The organism is Acinetobacter sp. ANC 3781, from assembly GCF_004331285.1.
Taxonomy (GTDB): Bacteria; Pseudomonadota; Gammaproteobacteria; order Pseudomonadales; family Moraxellaceae; genus Acinetobacter.
On sequence record NZ_SJOH01000001.1, the window covers coordinates 289085 to 311854 of the forward strand.

General features: G+C 40.6%; 23 protein-coding genes. 14 read left to right on the forward strand and 9 right to left on the reverse strand.

Annotated elements, in window-relative coordinates; all coding sequences use genetic code 11:
* Positions 1-90: 90 nt before the first annotated feature.
* The 4 genes from trhO (at position 91) to E0H89_RS01520 (ending at position 2670) form a co-directional block, all read left to right on the forward strand.
* Positions 91-1023, forward strand: a complete 933-nt coding sequence (trhO, locus tag E0H89_RS01505; RefSeq protein ID WP_131213939.1) for an oxygen-dependent tRNA uridine(34) hydroxylase TrhO — start codon at positions 91-93, stop codon at positions 1021-1023.
* A 218-nt stretch (positions 1024-1241) separates the two neighbouring features.
* A complete protein-coding gene (locus E0H89_RS01510) occupies positions 1242-1526 on the forward strand; it encodes an FUSC family protein (protein ID WP_131213941.1) in 285 nt (94 codons plus the stop codon).
* Positions 1527-1611: 85 nt separating this feature from the next.
* Positions 1612-2220, forward strand: coding sequence for a DedA family protein (locus tag E0H89_RS01515; protein WP_131213944.1), 609 nt, complete (start codon positions 1612-1614; stop codon positions 2218-2220).
* Positions 2221-2451: 231 nt separating this feature from the next.
* Positions 2452-2670 (forward strand): ABZJ_00895 family protein, encoded by a 219-nt coding sequence (locus tag E0H89_RS01520; RefSeq protein ID WP_131213946.1) that lies wholly within the window; start codon positions 2452-2454, stop codon positions 2668-2670.
* A 256-nt stretch (positions 2671-2926) separates the two neighbouring features.
* Here the strand turns inward: E0H89_RS01520 and E0H89_RS01525 are convergent, their stop codons facing one another.
* Positions 2927-3451: a YecA/YgfB family protein gene (locus tag E0H89_RS01525; protein ID WP_131213948.1), complete on the reverse strand. Its 525-nt coding sequence runs from the start codon at positions 3449-3451 to the stop codon at positions 2927-2929.
* A gap of 69 nt (positions 3452-3520) precedes the next feature.
* Entirely contained in the window at positions 3521-3730 is a 210-nt protein-coding gene (locus E0H89_RS01530; RefSeq protein ID WP_067723989.1) for a PA3496 family putative envelope integrity protein, read from the reverse strand.
* A gap of 371 nt (positions 3731-4101) precedes the next feature.
* Between E0H89_RS01530 and rpoD the strand changes: the two genes are divergently transcribed.
* From rpoD to E0H89_RS01560, 6 genes are all read left to right on the forward strand, one after another.
* Positions 4102-5988, forward strand: coding sequence for an RNA polymerase sigma factor RpoD (gene rpoD, locus E0H89_RS01535; RefSeq protein ID WP_131213950.1), 1887 nt, complete (start codon positions 4102-4104; stop codon positions 5986-5988).
* 118 nt (positions 5989-6106) lie between these two features.
* Positions 6107-6394, forward strand: coding sequence for a YbeD family protein (locus E0H89_RS01540; protein WP_165492585.1), 288 nt, complete (start codon positions 6107-6109; stop codon positions 6392-6394).
* 164 nt (positions 6395-6558) lie between these two features.
* On the forward strand, positions 6559-7218 hold the full coding sequence (gene lipB, locus E0H89_RS01545) for a lipoyl(octanoyl) transferase LipB (RefSeq protein WP_131213955.1): 660 nt from the start codon (positions 6559-6561) through the stop codon (positions 7216-7218).
* A 77-nt stretch (positions 7219-7295) separates the two neighbouring features.
* Positions 7296-7829 (forward strand): hypothetical protein, encoded by a 534-nt coding sequence (locus E0H89_RS01550; protein WP_131213957.1) that lies wholly within the window; start codon positions 7296-7298, stop codon positions 7827-7829.
* A 1-nt stretch (position 7830) separates the two neighbouring features.
* The gene (locus tag E0H89_RS01555) at positions 7831-9015 is read left to right on the forward strand and encodes an iron-containing alcohol dehydrogenase (RefSeq protein ID WP_131213959.1); all 1185 of its coding nucleotides are present in this window, start codon (positions 7831-7833) and stop codon (positions 9013-9015) included.
* Positions 9016-9280: 265 nt separating this feature from the next.
* Positions 9281-10678 (forward strand): APC family permease, encoded by a 1398-nt coding sequence (locus tag E0H89_RS01560; RefSeq protein ID WP_131213961.1) that lies wholly within the window; start codon positions 9281-9283, stop codon positions 10676-10678.
* 635 nt (positions 10679-11313) lie between these two features.
* On the opposite strand, the gene E0H89_RS01570 is transcribed toward E0H89_RS01560, so the two are convergent.
* The 7 genes from E0H89_RS01570 to rplU form a co-directional block, all read right to left on the reverse strand.
* Entirely contained in the window at positions 11314-11793 is a 480-nt protein-coding gene (locus E0H89_RS01570; protein ID WP_131213963.1) for a tRNA (cytidine(34)-2'-O)-methyltransferase, read from the reverse strand.
* A gap of 36 nt (positions 11794-11829) precedes the next feature.
* Positions 11830-13206, reverse strand: a complete 1377-nt coding sequence (gene cysG / locus E0H89_RS01575; RefSeq protein ID WP_131213965.1) for a siroheme synthase CysG — start codon at positions 13204-13206, stop codon at positions 11830-11832.
* Positions 13207-13296: 90 nt separating this feature from the next.
* On the reverse strand, positions 13297-14568 hold the full coding sequence (gene serS / locus E0H89_RS01580) for a serine--tRNA ligase (RefSeq protein ID WP_131213967.1): 1272 nt from the start codon (positions 14566-14568) through the stop codon (positions 13297-13299).
* 119 nt (positions 14569-14687) lie between these two features.
* Positions 14688-15464: a DUF3298 domain-containing protein gene (locus E0H89_RS01585; RefSeq protein ID WP_502698399.1), complete on the reverse strand. Its 777-nt coding sequence runs from the start codon at positions 15462-15464 to the stop codon at positions 14688-14690.
* A gap of 251 nt (positions 15465-15715) precedes the next feature.
* Positions 15716-16414, reverse strand: a complete 699-nt coding sequence (gene lolA / locus E0H89_RS01590; RefSeq protein WP_131213971.1) for an outer membrane lipoprotein periplasmic chaperone LolA — start codon at positions 16412-16414, stop codon at positions 15716-15718.
* A 213-nt stretch (positions 16415-16627) separates the two neighbouring features.
* Positions 16628-16882, reverse strand: a complete 255-nt coding sequence (rpmA, locus tag E0H89_RS01595; protein WP_067723977.1) for a 50S ribosomal protein L27 — start codon at positions 16880-16882, stop codon at positions 16628-16630.
* An 18-nt stretch (positions 16883-16900) separates the two neighbouring features.
* On the reverse strand, positions 16901-17212 hold the full coding sequence (gene rplU, locus E0H89_RS01600; protein WP_067723976.1) for a 50S ribosomal protein L21: 312 nt from the start codon (positions 17210-17212) through the stop codon (positions 16901-16903).
* Between the two features lie 430 nt (positions 17213-17642).
* On the opposite strand from rplU, the gene sdsA reads away from it, so the two are divergent.
* The 4 genes from sdsA to E0H89_RS01625 all read left to right on the forward strand — a co-directional run bounded on the left by sdsA (position 17643) and on the right by E0H89_RS01625 (position 22764).
* Complete coding sequence (sdsA, locus tag E0H89_RS01610; protein ID WP_131213976.1) at positions 17643-18620, forward strand: All-trans-nonaprenyl-diphosphate synthase; 978 nt, start codon at positions 17643-17645, stop codon at positions 18618-18620.
* A gap of 34 nt (positions 18621-18654) precedes the next feature.
* The gene (locus E0H89_RS01615) at positions 18655-20709 is read left to right on the forward strand and encodes a site-specific recombinase (RefSeq protein WP_131213978.1); all 2055 of its coding nucleotides are present in this window, start codon (positions 18655-18657) and stop codon (positions 20707-20709) included.
* Between the two features lie 151 nt (positions 20710-20860).
* Entirely contained in the window at positions 20861-21466 is a 606-nt protein-coding gene (locus E0H89_RS01620) for a phosphatase PAP2 family protein (protein ID WP_131213980.1), read from the forward strand.
* Positions 21467-21498: 32 nt separating this feature from the next.
* Positions 21499-22764, forward strand: a complete 1266-nt coding sequence (locus E0H89_RS01625; RefSeq protein ID WP_131213983.1) for an efflux RND transporter periplasmic adaptor subunit — start codon at positions 21499-21501, stop codon at positions 22762-22764.
* Positions 22765-22770 lie beyond the last annotated feature (6 nt).

Sequence of the window (22770 nt, forward strand, 5' to 3'; positions counted from 1 at the left end):
TTTTGATATGGTTTTCTCGCTTCTTCATACAATTCACGTTAAAATACGCGCCTTGAATTTTGTCCTATCATAATACATTTGGAGTATTCCATGAACGCTACTGTAGAACAGCTTGCACCTGTAGAACAGCAAGCGACCACAAGTTGGGTTGTTGCCGCACTATATCAATTTAAAGAAGTTCAAGATCCTGCCGATCTTCAACAACGTCTTTTAGACTTGGTCAACAGCATTAACTTGTGTGGAACTCTAATTGTAGCTGGTGAAGGTATTAACGGTACTGTGGCTGGGGATCGTGAAGCGATTGATCAAATTCATACTTTTCTTGTGAATGAAGGCTTTAACGCTATGGAGTACAAAGAATCTCATAGCGATGATAAACCTTTCCGTAAAATGAAAATCAAACTCAAAAAAGAGATTGTAACTTTAGGTGTGGAAGTTAAACCACGCGACTTAGTCGGTCATTATCTTGATCCTAAACAATGGAACGAACTGATTGCACGTGATGACGTGATTCTGGTCGATACCCGTAATGACTACGAATATAAAGCCGGTACATTTAAAGGTGCGGTTGACCCTAAGACAGAAACGTTCCGTGAATTTCCAGAATATGTAAAACAAAACCTTGCACAGCATAAAGACAAGAAGATTGCGATGTTCTGTACTGGTGGGATTCGTTGTGAAAAATCAACTTCTTTATTACTTCAGGAAGGCTTTAATGAGGTTTATCACTTAAAAGGCGGTATTTTAAAATACCTCGAAGAAACCCCGGTTGAAGAAAGCATGTGGGAAGGCGAATGTTTCGTATTTGATGGCCGTACTGCAGTAACCCATGGTGTTGAAGAAGGTCAGAACATTAAGTGTCATGCATGTGGATGGCCTTTACTTCCTGAAGAAGCTGAACTTGCAAGTTATGAACATGGGGTATCTTGTAAATATTGTATTGAGAAAACTACAGAGCAACAGAAAGCCGGTTTCCGCATGCGTCAGTCTCAAATTGCAGCTGCTAAGCGAAAACGTCTTTAAACTTAAATTTGTAAAGTTATATAAATAAAGCTCTCATTTGAGGGCTTTTTATTTACCTAAAATAAACAATAATTAAAAAAAGATCACCAAATTTCACTTTTAATGCTTACTAAGTCTCACATAATTTGATAACCTGAGATTAAAATTAAAACAATCCTGTAACTCATTAATTTTTAAAGTAAAAAATTAAACATATAACGTGAAAAAGGAGTTAAATTATGCCAAAATCAATTACTCGTTCGGTCAATTATAATAGACGTGTTGACTTTGTACGTGGAAAAAATTATCAACAAATACAAGAAATAAAAATACTTTTAGATCAACAATCTCATCTTTTTATTGTGACCTTGGGAGCTGTTATTGGCACTATTTTATCAATCTTTATTGCCTACCACTTGAAACCCAATCTATTTGAATATGCGATGCTCAGTGTGATTCCTTTTGCACTTTCGTATAGTTTAAGAAAGGTTTACATTCACACCCTAGTCCATAGTCAGGAATAAGCAAAGTTAATGACTTGGCTTTACTTTACCCTACAATAAATAAACTTTAGGATGGTTTGGATATCATTATTATTTTTACAAACTTATGAATTTGACTGAATGGATTATTTCCATTATGGAACAATTGGGCTACTTCGGTATTGCTCTATTAATGTTTCTCGACAATATTTTTCCTCCGATTCCTTCGGAAATTATTATGCCTTCTGCAGGTTATTCTGCATCACAAGGGCAATTGCTTTTAACTGGCGTAATTATCGCGGGTTGTATAGGTTCCCTGATTGCTGCGGCTATATTGTACTGGGTAGGGTATAAATTTAATCACGACAGTATTTTCCGTTTTGTAGATCGCTACGGCAAATATCTTTTTATAAAACCTAACGATGTCAAAAAATCTCTGGACTGGTTTGAACACTATGGGCACCGAATTGTTTTCTTTGGCCGCATGATTCCTGCAGTTCGTTCACTAATCAGCATTCCAGCTGGCATGAGTCACATGCCCTTCGGGAAATTCATGTTCTACAGTAGTCTAGGTACAATTATCTGGACCACTTTTCTGGCCTGTATGGGTTTTTATTTCGGAGAAAATCAGGAGCTGATGCAAGCCATTTTCAGCAGTGTCGGCTATGTCATTATCGCAATAGTGAGCGTTTTCTGCATTTGGTTTTTATATCGAAAGTTCAAACATAAAGCTTAATAGAAAAACATGCAGGCGCTTCTGTTGAGATAAAAATCTGGGTGAACATCATAAACGCTTATACGGATTTTTTTTGTATTCTATGGAAGCTGCAAACATATCTCCTCAAATCAAAGAATTTAGCGATTACCCTTTATCCGAAACTATTTTCTTGATCGTCAATAATCACATAAAAGCTTATCTAGCTTTGTTTTTATTAATGTTGAATTGGATGTGCTTGGGGAGATTTAAATGAAATATTATTATGCTGTTTTCACCATTGCCTATATTCTCTCTTTTTTGTTATTTAACTTCTTGATCCAGGTAATCAGTATAGAAATTTCCTCTGCTATCGTTATACTAATTGCAGGAAGCTTCTTCACGGCATGGCATTTTGCAGAGCGTGAACAGCGCTGCCCCCTCACCCCAAAAAAAGAAACTATTAATTGGAATCAATTGCCTGCAGATTAGTTGTGATTAGCATCTGTTTATTGCTCATCAATATTAATAGCTGCACGACTTCTCTATTCATTCAGATACTGGGGCATATCCCGGAAGGGATCTGGCTGATTGTAATCAGTTTTACAGTACTGATGGAATGGGTTTTATTTAGTTTTAGCTATGGCTGATTTGCGCAAAAATGTTTTGATTTAAGCAATAAAAAAACACCTCAAGTGAGGTGTTTTTTACATTGAATGAAACACAGCATTTAACTATGACAGCGCCCTTAGCTTGGCGTGTGATACATTAAATAAATTTCATTTAAGTTTGCTGGAATTTCTTCAGCAATTTCGTCCATCAGCTGACCATTGCGACGGAAAGATTCCATTTGTGGATCTTCATCGTCCACACCACTGAACATCATCATGGGTAAAGTTAAATCTACCAGTTGTTCTTCATGTTCAGGTGTGAACCAGGCATCTTCGTTTAAGAACATAGCATCAACGAAACCAACACTCCAGTCGCCTAAACTTGATTCAACATCCGCCTCTTCAATTTCAAAAGGAAATTCAATTCCTTCTTCATTGGCCAAGTTTTGACGAATTGCTTCTAACCATGCTTTTATTTGAGCAATCATTTCAGCAGGAACTTTCTTTTGATTGTTATCGAAAAGTTCCTCGAGCCATTTATCAAAAGTTGGTCCAACAGCAGTTGCACATAAAAAACCATGAGTTGCCGCAAAATCTAGACCGTGTTCATTTTGGTCGCCGTCTAGGTATTCGCTCAATAGGTCTAAATCTAAAGCACTCATTTAAAATCCAAGTTCAGTAAAATAACTGCGGATAGCATAGCATTTTAGCCGGCTATGCCAAATCACAATTTAGTCTTCTTCATCATCAAAGTCGTCGTCATCATCCAGATCGTAATCAAAATCTTTCAGTTCACGCTCCAAACGACGTTGTGCGAGTAAATCGTCAATGAGACGACGCTTTTCCAAAGACTCTTTAGCACTAATTTTGCTTGAGGCTTCATCAAAGCTGACATCATCATCACTGAAGCTATCATCTAGTTCAAAATCTGTAGAAGACACTAAAACTACCTCATGGTGAAAAAAGTGAATGGGTCTAGGCGCTATTTATCTTTGTTCGGAAATCTTGTCAAGTTTTTTTTAATTTTTTATATAACAAACTCAATTTACTCTTGTTTTTTGACCCTAAAATTGTGTATTTATTAACATGCAGAATTTTATTCAGAATGTATGCAGAAAACCCGGTATATTTTGAAGGCATTCCATTAAACACACTTGAAAAATAAAATTCCAACCCAATATTGAAAACAATTGTTAAATCAAAGTCATCTTTCTAAATGATACTTGACCAATCAATTCAAAACAATTTTAAGCGAATTGTGCTATTATGCACGGTTTTTCACTGCCACTGATTCAATGAAGAGTAAGCAAAGATGAGCGATATGACTTCCCCTACTTCTCAAGTAGCGGCTCTGATTAGCCGAGGCAAAGAGCAAGGTTACTTAACTTACGCTGAAGTTAACGATCATCTCCCAGACTCGATCACGGAAAGCGAACAGATTGAAGACATTATTCAAATGCTTCAAGACGTTGGCATTCCAGTGCATGAACGTGCGCCTGAATCTGATGACACCATGTTCGACGGCAATAACGCTGAAGCAACCGATGAAGTCGCTGAAGAAGAAGCGGCAGCCGTTCTTGCTTCAGTTGAAAGCGAACCTGGTCGAACCACGGATCCAGTACGTATGTACATGCGTGAAATGGGAACGGTTGAACTTTTAACACGTGAAGGCGAAATTAGCATTGCTAAACGCATTGAAGAAGGTATTCGTGACGTTCTTCATTCTATTGCGTATTGGCCAAATGCAGTTGAAGTTGTATTAAAAGAATATAACGATGTTACCGAAGGTGAACGTCGTCTTGCTGATATTTTATCTGGTTATTTAGATCCAGAATCTGATGAAGAAATTCCAGAAGTTCTAGAAGTAGCAGAAATTGTTGTTGAAAAAGCTGAAGCTGCAACCAAAGCGACTAAAGATGTAAAGTTGGATGATGACGAAGAAGAAGAAGCTGAAAGCGATGATGAGTCTGAAGCCGAATCAGGTCCAGATCCAGAAATTGCCCGTATTCGTTTTACCGAATTAGAAGATGCTTGGAAATTAACCAAAACTGCTATTGAAAAACATGGTCGTGATAGCAAACAGGCAGAAGAAGCGCTTCAAGCACTGGCAACCGTGTTTATGATGTTTAAATTTACCCCGCGTTTATTTGACATCATTTCAGAAATGATTCGTGGTACGCATGAACAAATTCGTACCGCTGAACGTGAAGTAATGCGTTATGCAGTACGTCGCGGCCGTATGGACCGTAATCACTTCCGTACTTCGTTCCCGGGCCATGAATCAAATCCAGCCTGGTTAGATGAACAAATTGCTAAAGCACCTGCTGAACAAAAAGTTTATTTGGAAAAAGTACGTCCAGATGTGCTTGCATTCCAACAAAAGATTGCAGACATCGAAAAAGAACTGGGTCTTGATGTTAAAGGCATTAAAGATATTTCTAAACGTATGTCGATTGGTGAAGCCAAAGCGCGCCGTGCGAAAAAAGAAATGGTTGAAGCAAACTTGCGTCTGGTGATTTCGATTGCGAAAAAATATACCAATCGTGGCTTGCAATTCCTTGACTTGATTCAAGAAGGTAATATCGGTTTGATGAAAGCCGTAGACAAGTTTGAATACCGTCGTGGTTATAAATTCTCGACCTATGCAACTTGGTGGATTCGTCAGGCGATTACCCGTTCTATTGCCGATCAGGCACGTACCATTCGTATTCCAGTACACATGATCGAAACCATTAACAAGATCAACCGTGTATCACGTCAGCTTCTTCAAGAAATGGGCCGTGAACCGACGCCTGAAGAATTGGGCGAACGTCTGGAAATGGATGAAGTTAAAGTGCGTAAAGTACTCAAAATTGCCAAAGAGCCGATTTCTATGGAAACGCCAATTGGTGATGATGAAGATTCGCATTTGGGTGACTTCATTGAAGATGGCAACATCACTTCTCCAATTGATGCTGCAACTTCAGAAGGCTTAAAAGAAGCGACTCGTGAAGTACTTGAGAACTTGACTGAACGTGAGGCAAAAGTCTTGAAAATGCGTTTTGGTATTGATATGCCAACTGACCATACTTTGGAAGAAGTCGGTAAACAGTTTGACGTAACACGTGAGCGTATTCGTCAGATTGAAGCTAAAGCATTACGTAAATTACGCCATCCTTCTCGTTCTGAACACTTACGTTCATTCCTAGAAAACGACTAATTCTTGATGATACCGATGGGGGGCTTGAAAAGTATTCGAGTATCCCCATTTAAGTATTCAGAAGACATATAACGCCTGCATTCATGCAGGCGTTTGATATAAGGGGACTACTATGACCATGTTAGACCGTACGCCATCTCGCGAACTTCAAGAAGATCTTTGGGTTTTCCCTATGGATTATCCAATCAAACTGATTGGTGAAGCGAGTGATGATTTACATGTCGCCGTTGTAGAAATTTTAGTGAAACACTTCCCTGACTTTGATAGCACGAGTATTAAAATTCAAGTATCTCGCACAGGTAAATATCACTCTTTAACTGCACAACTGCTTTTCTTGGAGCTTGAACAGGTGCATGCGCTTTATGCCGATTTAGCTGCATGTCCATTGATTAAAACAGCCCTTTAAGATAAATAAAAAACACGCTAAGCAGCGTGTTTTTTTATATCTATAGAAAACCATTGAATCCCTTCCAATAAAAATGGCAAATCATCTGGGTATCATTCCCTATCCAAGCCTGATTTCATTATAATCATTTATAATATTTAAAATTCTTTAAGGACGCACTTTACGTGACTGATGCTGTTCTAAAACCAACCCTGATTATTCGTCAATTTAACCAGCTCACGCCCTATCCAGATCGTTTTCAGGACATGAAAAGCCTGACTGAAAACCGTCATGAAAATACCCCAGATGAACTGTGGATTTTGCAGCATCATGAGGTTTTAACTCAAGGTCAAGCAGGAAAGCCTGAACATATTTTGATGTCCAGCAACATTCCAGTAGTACAAACCGATCGTGGCGGACAAGTCACTTGGCATGGTCCGGGTCAACTGGTTGCTTACTTCATGTTCGACCTAAACCGTTTAGGCTGGAATGTCCGTACTTTAGTGTCTTATGCAGAAAACCTCATGATTGAACTGCTCAACAAATACGGGATTGAAGCCTATGCCAAACCGGATGCACCTGGGGTTTATGTCAATGAACGTAAAATTGGTTCTTTAGGCTTTAAAATCCGTAAAGGCCGCAGCTATCATGGACTCGCACTGAATATTGATTGCGACCTGTCTGGCTTCCATACCATTAACCCATGCGGTTATGCAGGACTGGAAATGGTTCGTGTTATGGACTTGGTTCCGAACTACCCGCACTTTAATGATTTATGTACGGATATCATTGAAACTTTAGACAACAGCGGTTACTTTAATCAAGTCCAAGTCATGCAACAATAACTTTGCTTTTGACATAAAAATAAATTAGAGTATTTACTCTAAATTAATAAAATATTTTTTAGATAAGGGATGCGCGAGTGATTTCAACAAAATCCGTAAAGCCCGCTTTACAACTGACCTATGTCAAACTCATGATGGATGTGATTGGCAGAGGTCTGGTAATGGCGAGTCAAGTCGATGACGAAGTAAAACAGGAAGTCTCTAACTTTCCTGTCGGTTTTGTTCTATCGATGAAAGTATTTCCCAATGGCCCGGCATTTATTGCGAAAGTCACGGAAGACCATCAATTAAAATTACTAAAATCTGTAGACATCAAGCCTGATCTAACCATTACTTTCAAGCACTTAACCCATGCTTTTCTCGTCTTTTCTTTTCAGGAAAGTACTGCACAAGCATTTGCTCACGACCGTATGATTGCCGATGGTGATGTATCAAATGCCATTCGTCTGGTCCGTTGCTTAAATAAAATGGAATCACTGATTTTACCTAAACTCTTGGCCGAGCTTGCTGTAAAACAATATCCAACCGAATTGAGCCTAAAACAAAAACTCACCGGAGCTGCAAATATTTATTTGAAACTAGCTCAATCCTATTTTAAACGGAGTGCATAACATGGCTAAGCCTTATTACGAATTTTTCTGCCCAGTAAAAGTTATCGCAGGTCATGCCGCGTTAGAACACATTCCATTTGAACTTGCAACTTTGGGTGCCAAACGCCCACTGATCATTACCGATAAAGGCGTACGCGCAAATAATTTACTAGTTCCGATCGAAGCTGCATTTGAATCTACCGATGCGGTGATTGGTTATATTTTTGATGATGTTCCACCCGATTCAAGCGTACAAACCGTTCGCAATGCAGCCAAGGCATATCGAGACAATAACTGTGATGCAATTATTGCGGTAGGTGGTGGTTCAGTGATTGATACTTCTAAAGCGACTAACATTTTGGTGACTGAAGGCGGTGATGACTTACTGAAATTTTCAGGTGCGCATAATCTTCCAAAACCGTTAAAACCATTTTTCGTAATTCCTACGACATCAGGCACGGGTTCAGAAGTGACCATGGTGGCTGTGGTTTCCGACCTTGAAAAAAATGTCAAAATGCCATTTGCATCTTATTATTTGATGCCGCATGCAGCAATTCTCGATCCGCGTATGACACAAACCTTGCCACCGCATTTAACCGCTATGACAGCAATGGATGCATTAACCCATGCGGTTGAAGCCTACACTTGTATGGCTGCGAATCCAATTAGTGATGCCTATGCCACTGCTGCGATCAAAAAGGTCAGCAACAGTTTATTCAATGTACTTAATAACCCAACAGATGAGTTTGACCGCCTTGAATTGGCTCAAGCTTCTACCATGGCAGGTATCGCCTTCTCGAACTCAATGGTGGGCTTGGTGCATTCATTAGGACATGCCTTGGGTGCTGTTGCGCATCTACCCCATGGTTTATGCATGAACCTGTTCCTTCCTTATGTACTGGAATACAACAAAGAAGTGAATGGCGACAAAATAGCAGAATTATTGCTTCCTTTAGCGGGTGCAGATATTTACGCCCAGACTCCTGCGCACTTACGGGCAGATAAGGCTATTGCAACAATTCTCACCATGCGTGATCGCTTATATACCCTGACCAAATTACCCCGTACATTACGTGAAACAGGTAAGGTATCTGAGGCACAGTTAGATGAAGTGGCAGAAAAGGCTTTAAATGATGGTTCTATTATTTACAACCCGAAAGAAGCGACCTTAAGTGATTTAAAAGCGATTCTAAAAAAAGCTTGGTAAATATTGAAAAATAAGCCAATATAGCAAAAAATTAGCCTGATGTTTTTTTAAGCATCGGGCTTTTGCTTTGTGGAAAGTTGAAGCTAATTATTTATATCGCATGGCATATTTTCTGCATTAACAATTTATAAAGATACTGGCAAAAGATACCAAACTAGAGTAGATTGGCGGACTTTTGTTTTATTCGTATAGGGGGGATCGTTCGTCTCAAACGATCCTTATAAACATGACTGATCCTTGATCAACGATTAAGAGGATAACGCCGTTGACAAATATCTCTGGGACTCCATCGGCAGCTAAACTGCAAAAAACGCTGGGACTCTGGCACATCATTATTATCGGTTTAGCTTATATACAGCCCATGACGTTATTTGACACTTTCGGCCTAGTATCGGAAGAAAGTCATTTTCACGTACCGACATCCTACATATTTGCACTCGTTGCAATTTTATTAACATCCCTGAGTTATGGCCATATGATTCGTCGCTACCCTTCTTCGGGTTCGGCGTATACCTATGCTCAAAAATCGATTCATCCCAATGTTGGCTTTATGGTGGGCTGGTCTTCTTGGCTAGATTACTTGCTGTCTCCAATGGTCAACATCATTCTTGCGGTAATTTACCTTGAGGCATTATTCCCCGATGTAAATCACTGGGTTTGGGTCGTTGTGCTCACGGCATTCATGACTGGTGTTAACTTAAAGGGTGCACGCTTTGTTGCGAATTTTAATAGCTTGATCGTGTTGATACAATTGGTTGTAATTGCTGTATTTACCTATTTGGTTTACACCAAGCTACAAGCGGGCTTTAATGCAGATGGTCCAATCTCTGCAGAACAGCGTTATCAGCTTTGGAGCCTTGAACCGTTTTGGAACGAGCTGACTTCAGTCGGTGCACTGATTACCGGTGCCACTTTACTGTGCTTCTCATTTACCGGTTTTGACTCCTTAAGTTCACTTGCTGAAGAAACCAAAGATACCGAAAAGACCCTGCCTAAAGCGATTTTCTTAACTGCTTTGATTGCAGGTGTAATTTTTATTATCAGCACCTACTTCATGCAAATTTACTTCCCGAACGATCCGAAAACATATTTTGAGGATATTGCAGCGACTCAGCCCGATATTTTAATGCTTGTTGGCGGTTCACTATTCCAATCCTATGTTCTTGCTTTTGCAATTGTGACAGTGTTGGCATCAGGTATTTCAGCACATGCTGGTGTATCACGCTTGATGTTTGCCATGGGTCGTGATGGGGTCATTAACAAGAAAATCTTTGGCCATATCAGTCCTAGAAGCCTGACACCTTCATACAATATTTTAATTGTCGGTGCTGTGGCTTTAACTGCTGGCTTTATGAATCTTGATACAGTGATCTCACTCATCAGTTTTGGTGCTTTAACGGCATTTACCTTTGTAAACCTGTCGGTAATTTCACGTTATGCATTGCGTGATGGACGAACCAAAAACTTTAAAGATCTTTTAAATTTTGTGATTGTGCCATTACTGGGTTTCATTAGTGTATTTGCACTCTGGTTAGAAATTGAAGAAACATCATTGAAATATGGTTTATGGTGGGCGATGTTCGGTATTTTATACCTGGGTTATAAAACCAAAGGCTTTAAACACCCTGCTCCACAACATAACGAGTTTGATGACTCTCATTAATACGTTGAATTTTCTGTATAAAAAAGACGCTTGATGCGTCTTTTTTATTTAATCCGACAGTTAAAATCCATCTGGATATCTATCATATTGTCCTTATAACCCAGACGCTGAATAAAAGCGTTTTGATCCTGCAGCAGTTTTTGATCTTACTCAGGTAAAGGCGCCTTGTTTTCAACCCCCAGTCGATAGATATTATTAATGATGTTTTGATAAATTCCACAGACTTCCTGACGCTTGGATTTCTTCAACTTGCGTCCAGTCTAGCTTCGCTGAAAATTCTCAGCCTTTAAGTTTTTGCTCCATGCCTCAATCTGTTGGTTCATACGTTGCTATCTAGCTGCATATTTTTAAGCCTTGCTAAATTTCAGCTTGTGTAAGGGGTTCTACTTTTTCAGCCCCACTTCCTGCTGTCTGACTGGCAAAAATAGATACAGATGTAGTAACTGCCATACCTTAATTAAGCCATTCAAAATACTTTAAAAGTTTTATTGTTTTTATCAAATTCAACATGTTGCTTATCTTATTTCACTTTTTTTATTTTTTATGACCCAAACCAATAGAAACCTGAAGATAGAGTGAGTGAAGTTTACATAGAAAAACCACCCAAAGGTGGTTCTTAATTAAGCCTAAATCATTTACTTTAGTTCCTGAAAGCCTTGCTGACGCCAAGCTTCATAAAGGATCACAGCAGTTGCATTCGACAAGTTCAAGCTGCGTGAAGTCGCTGCCATCGGCAAACGAATCCAGTGTTTTTCCGGAAACATCATACGGACATTTTCAGGCAAGCCCCGTGTTTCAGGTCCCATTAACAATGCAACCGGACGGTTTAAATCTGAAGTATGCGGCGTTTCAAAACCTTTGGTGGTTAAAGGATAAATCGCATCAGTTTCAATGCCCTGCTCTTTTAAATGAGCTACACATTCTGCAAAGTTTTCCCAAACCTTCATATGTGCCCATTCATGATAATCCAAGCCTGCACGTCTGAGCTTTTTATCATCCAGCTCAAAACCCAGCGGTTTTACCAAGTGCAATTGCGCACCGGTATTGGCACATAAACGAATAATATTCCCTGTATTTGCAGGAATTTCTGGCTCGTACAATACGACATGGATCACAGGAGTTCTCTACTTTAAATAAAATGACAAGCTTGATTAAGCTTGCCACTGCAATTGTTCACGCAATTTCACCACTTCACCAATAATGGTCAGGGTCGGCGCTTGAATTTGATGTTCTGTCACTTTAGAGGCGATATCTGCCAAAGTTCCCACCACAACCTTCTGGTCTGGTGTCGTTCCTTTAGAAATAAGCGCAACCGGCATATTAGGTCGTTGGCCATGTGCAATCAGTTGCGCACAAATTCTTTCCAATCCCACCAAACCCATATATAACACCAGGGTTTGGTTTTCATAAACCAGTTCATTCCAAGGTAGCTCCGGCGAACCTTCTTTTAAATGTCCAGTCAGGAAGCGGACACTTTGCGCATAATCACGATGCGTTAAAGGAATACCGGCATAAGCAGAACAGCCCGATGCCGCGGTAATTCCGGGCACCACCTGAAAAGCCACACCTGCAGCAAAGAGTTCTTGAATCTCTTCACCACCCCGGCCAAAGATAAATGGATCACCGCCTTTTAAACGGCAGACACGCTTACCTTGTGCTGCGTATTCCACCAATAAAGCATTAATACCGTCTTGAGGAACACTATGATTGGAACGAGCCTTGCCGACATAGATTTTTGTCGCATCACGACGACACAAATCTAAAATCGGCGGTGATACCAAACGGTCATAAATAACCACATCGGCTTGTTGCATCAAGCGTAAAGCTTTTAATGTGAGTAGTTCCGGATCACCCGGACCTGCGCCCACTAAATAAACTTCACCTTTTGGGGTTTTCCACTCAATTAAAGCTTGTTCAATTAAACGATCTGCTTCCGCAATATTGTCATTAAATACCTGTTCTTTGAGTGGGCTGGCATATAAGTCTTCCCAAAAGATACGGCGTTCATCCGGGTTTTCAATTTTAGCTTTGACTGCAGCCCGCCATTTTCCGGAAAATTCCGCCAGCTTGCCCATGCCATGAGGAATACTGGCTTCAAGCTGAGTTCGGATTTGACGGGATAACACCGGCGAAGTGCCATTGGTGGCAATGGATACCACTAAGGGTGAACGGTCAATAAGGGCCGGAACCATAAAACGACAATGCGGTGGATCATCGACACTGTTCACCAATATTTTTTCAGCTTCACAGGCTTCAAAAACTTGAATATTGGTGGCTTTATCATTGGTTGCGGCAATCACCAAACGGTAATTGCGTAACGGAATATCTAAACTAAAAGGGGCTTGGACATATTGGCCTTGGCTAGTTTCAACAATCTCAAGTAAAGAACTTTCGATTTCTGGTGCAATCACATCAATGACTGCGCCTGCTTTTGCCAAAAGAACTGCCTTACGATAAGCAATATGTCCACCACCAACAATCAGACAAGGTTGCTGTTGCAACTTTAAAGAGATTGGAAAGATATCCACGCATTACCTCAGTATTTTAGATCTGACTGTCTTAAGCAATTTTCATGCACAAAATTGTGCCATTGGTATATTTATTGAGCAATCCGGAGATTAATCAATAAATTCTGCACCGCCCATATATGGACGAAGTGCTTCAGGAACCTCAATCGAACCGTCTGCACGCTGGTAATTTTCCATCACCGCAAGTAAGGTACGGCCGACCGCCAAGCCGGAACCATTTAAAGTGTGTAAAAATTCAGTTTTCTTTTGATCGACACGGTAACGTGCTTTCATACGGCGGGCCTGGAAATCACCCATGCATGAGCAGCTTGAAATTTCACGATAGGTATTTTGACTCGGTACCCAAACTTCCAAATCGTAAGTCTTGATCGCACCAAAGCCCATATCCCCACCACACAGGATGATTTTACGATATGGCAGACCTAAAGCTTGCAAAATACCTTCAGCATGACCGGTCAATTCTTCTAAAGCCTGCATGGAATCTTCAGGTTTAACAATTTGCACCATCTCAACTTTGTCGAATTGGTGTTGACGAATCAGGCCACGAGTATCACGGCCATACGAACCTGCTTCACTACGGAAACATGGCGTATGCGCAGCATATTTCAGTGGTAAACGGTCTGGATCAACAATTTCATCACGCACGAAATTGGTCACTGGCACTTCGGCAGTCGGAATCAGGTAATATTCTTTTTCGCCTTGAAGCTTGAACAAGTCTTCTTCAAATTTAGGCAACTGACCTGTACCACGCAAAGAATCCGCATTCACCAAATAAGGCACATAGGCTTCGGTATAACCATTTTTTAAGGTATGGGTATCGAGCATGAACTGGGTAAGCGCACGTTGTAAACGTGCCAATGGACCTTTAAGAACACTGAAACGCGTACCGGTTAATTTGGTCGCAGTTTCGAACTCCAGACCGCCCATCCATTCACCGAGGTCAGTATGATCCTTGATTTCAAAATCAAATTGACGCGGCGTACCCCATTTTAAAATTTCAACGTTGTCGTCTTCATCTTTACCCTCAGGCACAGATTCATGCGGCATGTTTGGAATACTTAACGATTTGGTTTCAATTTCATTTTGCAATTCAGCAAGCGCAACTTCAGCCGCTTTAATTTCATCACCAATCGCTGACATACGTGCCATGATTTCAGATGCATCGCCACCAGATTTTTTAATTTGGCCAACTTGTTTTGCACCCGAATTACGTTCTGCCTGTAAAGCTTCAGTTTTCGACTGAAGCTCTTTACGGCGAGCCTCAAGTGAAGCCCACTCTTCTACATTCAGCTGTACACCACGTTTTGCCAAGGCTAAATTTACAGCCTCAATATTATTTCTGATTAATTTCGGGTCGATCATAGCCAATCTTTTGCAAAGAAAAAAACTGGCTATAGTGTAAGCGCTAAACAGCAAAAAAGACAGTGACCGGGCTTACAGCTGTGCCTTATTAAAGCAAATTTCACCGAATTAACCCAAAATTATAGGCTTGGATACTTCGGCAAACTTGGCAGATATTCCGCTTTAACCAATTTGGTCAACGCAACATAAGGCAAGGTAAGTTCGGTCATCCCTTCTGCATAGGAAGCCAACTCATATAGAGGATAGACAAATACAATCCCGTTGGCACCAAAGTAAAAATTATCACTTAATTTAAGTTTGTCTCTTTCTATACTGTGCTGATCTAACCAGAGCGAATTTGAATCATACAGGGTATCTAATACTTGCTGCTCTGCACCTTTCACCAAAATATCTTGCAACGCCAAACGTTTCTTGTTTTTCAAATCAAAATTCACAAATTCCTGATGATACATACCATGTGCCGCACCTGCAGAATAGATATAAGTTTGTATGGCAAAAGTGGCCTGATCATATTGCTGGCTGACAAAGCGAATATAGGTCGAACTTTGACTCAAGTTGGGATTCGCACCCTCAGCAGTATTGATTTTTTGATTCGGTGCGGTTGAGAAGGCAATCGGATCGGCTTTTTTAACCCGATCAATAAAATAATCATCTATCCATTTAACATTCGTTTCAACCGTTTGAATATCATATTGCATGCAACCTTCCGCCTCGCACGCTTCAGGTTTACTCAGTTTCACAGGAACAACTTTGGCTTGAATTAATGGAATAGATTCCGCCTTTTCCTGCTTTGTTGTGGCTGCCAGTTCAGCTTGTGGGGCAGGTCGTTCCTGACAGCCCGTCATTACCAGTGCAGCAAAAGAAAAAGGAAGTGCCCAGAGCCATTGTTGATTCATGCGTATTTTCATCTTATTTTGACAACCTACTACCTTTTATCATGCCCCTGCACTATACAAAGCTCAGTAACTAAATGAAATTTTAAATATGTATCTTTAAGAAGATAAACTAATCGTGAGGAATAAAAATTAAATTTACTTTATCTATAAAAGCATCGCTATATTTTCAGCGGAACATGAACGAAAAAAGCAGCCACGGATGACTGCTTCTAAACAAAAATTATTTAAATAACTCATTATAAATCAATTTATTACTGATCAATAATATCCGTACCTTTAGGTGGTGTGAAATTAAAGGTTGATGCTGGAATTGAAGGATTCACTTTTACATTGTTAAATCGAACATAAGTGGTTTGCCCCAGTGAATCTTCCAAAATCATTAAACTTGGTGCTTTGTTGACACCAAAACTAATAGTCAAGCTTTGGAATGCACCATCACGGTCTTTAGGAAGCAAGGTGTAATAAGTCTTGCTTTTATCCGGTTGTGTCACCCGGTAAGATTGCATAATCTGACTGGTATTTCCCGACAATAATAAAGCTGGTGTATTCGCTACTTGGTCATCCAGACTTTGACGAACTGCTTGTTGCAAGTCAGGGTCATAAATCCAAACGGTTTTACCTGAGGTCACAATAGTCTGTTTTGAGGGACTGGTGGTTTCCCAGAAAAACTTACCAGGACGGGCAACCTTCATTACACCTTTAAAGGTCTGATTCATATGTTGTCCGGTTAAGCCTTTTTTCTGAGCTACTTTACTACCCGACGTCGCTTTGGTCGTTTGTTCAAAATTTGCTGACAAACTACGGATATTACTTAACTGTTTGACCAAATTGTTGGTTGCTTGCTGCTCCGATGCTGCAACAGGCGCAGCAAAAACAGTAGTACTCATTATCGGTGCAAGCGTTGCTGTACCTAATGTCATAGCACATAGGGTTTTACGAAGCATTTTCATCTCATCACCTTTTTATTTGCTGTATAACAATTTCTTCAATGTGCCATCTTAAACCAATTTTTCTTTGTAATAATTGAGAAAATAAGAAGTTTTGTATTGTTATTAATATTCAATGTCATTTTTTCTACATCATGATGAAGACGCTGATTATTTTTATCCAATTTACAAGCATAAAAAAACCCACATCAAATGTGGGTTTTTTTCTGTTTAAGCTTAAGCTTCAACAGATACGTAGCGACGACCGAACTGGCCTTTCACTTCGAATTTGATCACGCCATCAGCGGTAGCAAATAAAGTATGGTCACGGCCCATACCTACGTTTGTACCAGCGTGGAATTCTGTACCACGTTGACGAACGATAATGTTACCAGCAGTCACAGATTGACCACCGTACATTTTAACACCTAACATTTTAGGGTTCGAGTCACGACCGTTACGTGTCGATCCACCAGCTTTTTTAGTAGCCATGTTTCATAATCCTCGTAATTAGCCTGAAATAGCAGTAATTTTCAACTCGGTAAACCATTGACGGTGACCTTGTTGTTTACGGTAATGTTTACGACGACGCATTTTAACAATACGGATTTTGTCGTGACGACCGTGGCTAACTACTTCAGCAGTTACTGTAGCACCAGCAACAACTGGAGCACCAATTTGAATGCTTTCGCCGTTTACAAGCATTAATACGTCATCAAACGTAATAGTTGTACCAGTTTCAGCTTTCAACAATTCTACTTTAAGGGTTTCACCCTCGATAACACGGTGCTGTTTACCACCGCTTTGGATTACTGCGTACATAATGTACTCCAAACATGCCCGTGTCGTCGTGCCGATAAAGGAATATACCGATCTTAATACGAGCGCCACTGGGGTATATATTAGGGCAAACATATTAAGTGATAATAAATCAAACAACAAGCCATTTTACGGTTTTTTTGCGCTGATTGAATGTTTATTTTATATACGATCAAAATCTAGAAAATAAATGACTTTTAGGTCGAAATCTTGCATTTTATAAAATGAAATAGATTTTTAAAATCAATTCGCTACTATAGACTACCCAATACCGGCTCAGTCACATATGAGATGAGCTATTAGAATGGTCACTTGTTTAAAACCATTTGCCTAGCCAGGATTTAAGCAACTATATTAAGATCTTATCTATATCATCAGATATAGTTGTTACACTATAGAATAAGCAATTCAATTTTTAGAGGTTTCTCTTCATATGGCCATCGACTTTAAGCAAGATATTCTCGCTCCTGTTGCTTCAGACTTTGCTGCGATGGACACGTTTATTAATGAAGGGATTACTTCAAAAGTCGCTTTGGTGATGGCGGTAAGTAAACATGTCGTTGAAGCAGGCGGTAAACGCATGCGTCCGATCATGTGTTTATTGGCGGCAAAAGCCTGCGGCGCGACCGATTTAGAACGTCAGCGCAAACTGGCGGCCATTATTGAAATGCTACATACTGCAACTCTTGTACATGATGATGTGGTGGATGAATCGGGATTACGTCGTGGCCGCCCGACCGCCAATGCAACCTGGAACAATCAGACTGCAGTTCTGGTCGGTGATTTCCTGATTTCACGTGCTTTCGACTTGTTGGTCGATTTAAACGACATAACTTTACTCAAAGATTTCTCGACAGGAACCTGTGAAATTGCTGAAGGTGAAGTTCTACAATTACAAGCACAGCATCAGCCTGAAACCTCAGAACAGATTTATCTTGATATTATTCACGGTAAAACTTCACGTTTATTTGAACTGGCGACTGAAGGCGCAGCCATTTTAGCCGGTACACCACAATACCGTGAACCGCTACGAATTTTTGCCGGTCACTTTGGTAATGCCTTTCAGATTATTGACGATATTTTAGACTACACTTCCGATGCTGAAACATTAGGTAAAAATATTGGTGATGATTTAATGGAAGGAAAACCCACTTTGCCATTAATCTCTGCACTGCAAAAAACCACCGATGAAGAACATGAAATCGTTCGCCGTAGCATTGCAACTGGTGGTACGACCCAATTAGAACGTGTCATTCAGATTGTGCAAAGCTGTGGTGCACTGGATTACTGCCGCCAACGTGCAACCGAAGAAACGGAATCAGCACTGCAAGCTTTAGATGCACTTCCTCATACTGAATATCGCCAGGCCCTGATTAACCTGACCCAACTTGCCTTAAACCGGATTCAATAATGGATTCTGAAAAAAATAGACTTAATCTCCGCTTATGCATATAAATTTTAATGATCTATTTTTAAAAATGCAGGAGCAGCTTGAATCTCATCAAGCTGTTCTTGATGACTTATTGTTAATTGAGCTGGTCAACCGGATTCGACCAGATGACTCAACCAATACTGAAGAAATTAACTGCAAATTTCGTGCACTTGTACAAGCACTGCTGATTACCCCCAATGCAGTGTCTACCTTACAAAACTTTGTCTTAAAACTGATTAGCCAATACAAACAGACCAGCTTGTATGCCGATACCGGCATTTTATCTCTCGATGGTTTCTGGAATCAGCTCGCACAACGCGTAGGTGCTCATTTTTTACCGCTGATTAATGATGAAACCCAATTACAAGATTTAGTCCGCCGTGTGTTTTATCAACGTAGTGATAAGTATTGGTTGGACAGCATTTCTAATGAGGATTGGCAAAAGTTATTTGCATTACTCAATCAAGGTCATGGCAACCAGGCAGAAAAGCTTAAAATTAAAAGTGAACTGATTAAAGCCATCACGGTTCTGTCCTATCGAATTAGCGGGATTGGACTGTATCCGGAATTCATCAATGCACAACCTGACCTAACAGAATATGAATCGCCTTTTCTGGTACAGAACCGGGAAATTATCGAATTCATTCAGCATTATAAAAAGCTGCATCAAAATACCGACCCTCTGGCAGTCATTGCCCCACCCGATGCCTCGCAGGCTTTGGTAATGATTGAACAATGTCGCGATGTGGTTTCAAAAATTCGTCGTGCCATCAAGCGTATTGGCGTAAGTATCAGTCTGAATTATTTATTATCGCTTCTTGAACAATGTCTAGATCGGATCGAACTGTTAATTAACTTGATTGTTGAAGAAGACAAAATTCATTATGAATCACTCAGCGCTTTACTGGTCGACTTTACATTCGCTATTTATAGTGAACGGAGTGTTCGTTCTTTACTTGCCAATAACAGTGAATTAGTTGCCTTACAAGTCACCGAAAATGCCAGTAAAACCGGCGAGCATTATGTAAGTACCGACAAAAAGGGTTTTTGGTCGATGTACAAGGCAGCAGCAGGTGCTGGTTTCATTATTGCCACCATGGCGACCTTGAAAATCTTGACGGCACGTCTGGTCATGGCTCCCCTCATGCAGGCATTTATGTTTAGCATGAACTATTCACTGGGTTTCATGCTGATTCACGTGCTCCATTTCACTGTCGCAACCAAACAACCGGCCATGACCGCAGCAGCACTTGCGGCCACAGTACAGCATCAAAAAGGTTCTAAAAATGCGCAAATTGCGGAACTTGCTGCACTCATCATTAATATTATCCGAACCCAGTTTATTGCCATTCTCGGTAACATCTCGATTGCCATTCCTACCGCAGCAGCGATTAGCCTACTTTGGCAATACGGAATGGATGAACCACTGCTAACACATGCCAAAGCAACCACAACTTTACATTCCCTTAATCCGTTTACCTCACTGGCCATTCCGCATGCTGCCATTGCCGGGGTTTGCCTATTTTTCTCGGGTTTGATTGCAGGTTATTTCGACAATATGGCGGTATACCGCAAAGTGGGTCCGCGTTTGAAAGCGCATGTCCATTTAAAAGTGTTACTCGGTCAAGAACGCTTAAATCATTTTGCTGCATATATTGAACGGAATTTAGGCGCCCTAGCCGGGAATTTCTTATTCGGGATCATGTTAGGCAGCATGGGAACGTTTGGTTTTATCTTGGGTCTTCCGCTAGATATTCGACATATTGCCTTTGCCTCTGCCAACTTTATTCAAGGCTTGATCAATATTAATGGCAGTCCTGAAATTGGCTTGATTCTTGTATCTTTTTTAGGGGTATTATTAATTGGCCTGACAAACTTATTTGTCAGTTTCAGTCTGACCATTATTGTGGCACTACGCGCACGCCGCGTGCGTTTTGAACAATGGAAACCGTTAGCCAAACTGGTGCTGACTCATTTCTTAACCCGTCCGAGTGACTTTTTTTGGCCACCGAAGGTTCCTCTTGAAGTGGAAGAATCTCCGCAATCACAAAAATCTACTTATAAGTAATTGGTTATTTTTTATTTTACTTTACATTAAAAAATCGGTAAAAAAGAAATCAGCATAACTTACACATACTTGAAATAAAGTGTACTGATGAGTACACTTTAAATATTAATTAGTCTCGCTCCAATCGGCTAAGATAATAAAGGTTCCTTACATGCCGTACCTATTGCTTTATGCAGGATTTTTCTTATTTATTTTCAGTGTATTAATGCTTTTTACTCCCTCACTTAACCCATTCGATTTAGTCATGGTTGAATGGATGAGTCAGCATCGTACAGTGCAATTAAATACGATATCTATCACGCTTTCTGTTCTAGGTGGTATGCCATTTGTGCTATTTTTAACCACAATCTGGTGTTTATATCAAGCATGGTATAAAAAATATACAAATGTTATTTTTATAAGTTTAGGGCTTATAGGGAGCATTGCCACGGCTTGGCTGCTCAAATATATAATTTCAAGACCTCGCCCACCCGAAATTTATCACCTGGTTCAGAGCTATGGTGCTTCATTTCCCAGTGCACATAGTGTTTATGCCGCTACTTTGGGTTTTCTTGCTATTTATCTAAGTCTGGAACATCCAAAGCACCGACTGATTTGGCTATGTGCTTTTATATGGTTGTTGATCATGGGGATTTCAAGGATTTACCTTGGGGTACATTTTCCCTCTGATGTTTTGGCTGGTTGGAGCATAGGTTTTATTTGGATCACCCTACTTTATATGCTGTACGTCAAATTCAGTAGAGCGAAAACAAATTAATTTTTAGATAAAAATCTAATCGAGGTGGAACAATGATGTCTGCAAAGCTATGGGCTCCCGCCTTTACCGCTTGCGCATTAGCAACAAGTATTGCACTTGTTGGTTGTAGCAAAGATCCAAAGGATGCGCAGCAAGCTGCAGCAGCCCAAAAAATGCCACCGACTGAAGTCGGTGTCATTGTTGCTCAACCCCAGAGCGTAGAACAATCGGTGGAACTTTCAGGCCGGACCACAGCATTTGAAATTTCTGAAGTGCGCCCACAAACCAGTGGTGTCATTCAAAAACGTCTTTTCACTGAAGGCAGTTATGTTCGTGAAGGACAAGCCTTGTATGAAATTGACTCGCGCACCAATCGTGCTGGCGTGGATAGTGCTCGTGCAGCACTAAATCGTCAACAAGCCAACTTGAATGTATTACGCGTTAAAGAAGGACGTTATCGTCAACTTGTCGGCACCAATGCCATTTCAAAACAAGAATATGATGATATTGCTGCACAAGTAAAATTAGCTGAAGCAGATTTGGCGGCAACCCGGGCTGAACTTAAAAATGCCGAAATCAACCTCGGTTACTCAACTGTGCGTGCGCCAATTTCAGGTCAGACCAACCGTTCAACAGTTACAGTTGGTGCATTGGTTACGGGCAGTCAAGCCGATCCTTTAGTGACGATTCAACGTTTAGATCCAATCTATATCGACATTAACCAGTCAAGTGCTGAATTATTGCGTTTACGTCAACAATTGAGCAAAGGCAGTTTAGACAGCAGCAACAATACCAAAGTCAAACTTAAGCTTGAAGATGGTAGCGACTACCCTGTGGAAGGCCGCCTTGCTTTCTCTGATGCTAGTGTGAATCCGGAAACAGGTACCGTGACTTTACGTGCTGTATTCCCGAATCCGAATCATTTGCTGCTTCCGGGCATGTATGCCACTGCAAAGATTGTACAAGGTGTGATTCCAAATGCCATCTTGATTCCTCAAGCAGCGATTACCCGTACTCCAACTGGTCAAGCGATTGCCATGATTGTGAATGCTGAAGCTAAGGTTGAAACACGCCCTGTAGAAACTGCGGGTGTACAAGGTAAAGACTGGATCGTGACTTCTGGTTTAAAAACCGGTGAAAAAGTGATTGTTGATGGTGTTGCCAAGGTCAAAGAAGGTGCGGCCGTAGTTGCTAAGCCTTATCAACCAGCCGCCGCTCCTCAAGGTACAGGTCAACCTGCAGCAGAAGCCAATAAAGCCGCTCAACCTGCGCAGCAAGCACAGCCAAAAACTGAACAAAAATCTACTTTAAATACATAAGGGGTA

Coding starts and splice junctions, on each gene's coding strand:
- trhO (WP_131213939.1), top strand. CDS start 91: ATGAACGCTACTGTAGAACAGCTTGCACCTGTAGAACAGCAAGCGACC.
- E0H89_RS01510 (WP_131213941.1), top strand. CDS start 1,242: ATGCCAAAATCAATTACTCGTTCGGTCAATTATAATAGACGTGTTGAC.
- E0H89_RS01515 (WP_131213944.1), top strand. CDS start 1,612: ATGAATTTGACTGAATGGATTATTTCCATTATGGAACAATTGGGCTAC.
- E0H89_RS01520 (WP_131213946.1), top strand. CDS start 2,452: ATGAAATATTATTATGCTGTTTTCACCATTGCCTATATTCTCTCTTTT.
- E0H89_RS01525 (WP_131213948.1), bottom strand. CDS start 3,451: ATGAGTGCTTTAGATTTAGACCTATTGAGCGAATACCTAGACGGCGAC.
- rpoD (WP_131213950.1), top strand. CDS start 4,102: ATGAGCGATATGACTTCCCCTACTTCTCAAGTAGCGGCTCTGATTAGC.
- E0H89_RS01540 (WP_165492585.1), top strand. CDS start 6,107: ATGTTAGACCGTACGCCATCTCGCGAACTTCAAGAAGATCTTTGGGTT.
- E0H89_RS01555 (WP_131213959.1), top strand. CDS start 7,831: ATGGCTAAGCCTTATTACGAATTTTTCTGCCCAGTAAAAGTTATCGCA.
- serS (WP_131213967.1), bottom strand. CDS start 14,568: ATGATCGACCCGAAATTAATCAGAAATAATATTGAGGCTGTAAATTTA.
- E0H89_RS01585 (WP_502698399.1), bottom strand. CDS start 15,464: ATGAATCAACAATGGCTCTGGGCACTTCCTTTTTCTTTTGCTGCACTG.
- lolA (WP_131213971.1), bottom strand. CDS start 16,414: ATGAAAATGCTTCGTAAAACCCTATGTGCTATGACATTAGGTACAGCA.
- rpmA (WP_067723977.1), bottom strand. CDS start 16,882: ATGGCTACTAAAAAAGCTGGTGGATCGACACGTAACGGTCGTGACTCG.
- rplU (WP_067723976.1), bottom strand. CDS start 17,212: ATGTACGCAGTAATCCAAAGCGGTGGTAAACAGCACCGTGTTATCGAG.
- sdsA (WP_131213976.1), top strand. CDS start 17,643: ATGGCCATCGACTTTAAGCAAGATATTCTCGCTCCTGTTGCTTCAGAC.
- E0H89_RS01615 (WP_131213978.1), top strand. CDS start 18,655: ATGCATATAAATTTTAATGATCTATTTTTAAAAATGCAGGAGCAGCTT.
- E0H89_RS01620 (WP_131213980.1), top strand. CDS start 20,861: ATGCCGTACCTATTGCTTTATGCAGGATTTTTCTTATTTATTTTCAGT.
- E0H89_RS01625 (WP_131213983.1), top strand. CDS start 21,499: ATGATGTCTGCAAAGCTATGGGCTCCCGCCTTTACCGCTTGCGCATTA.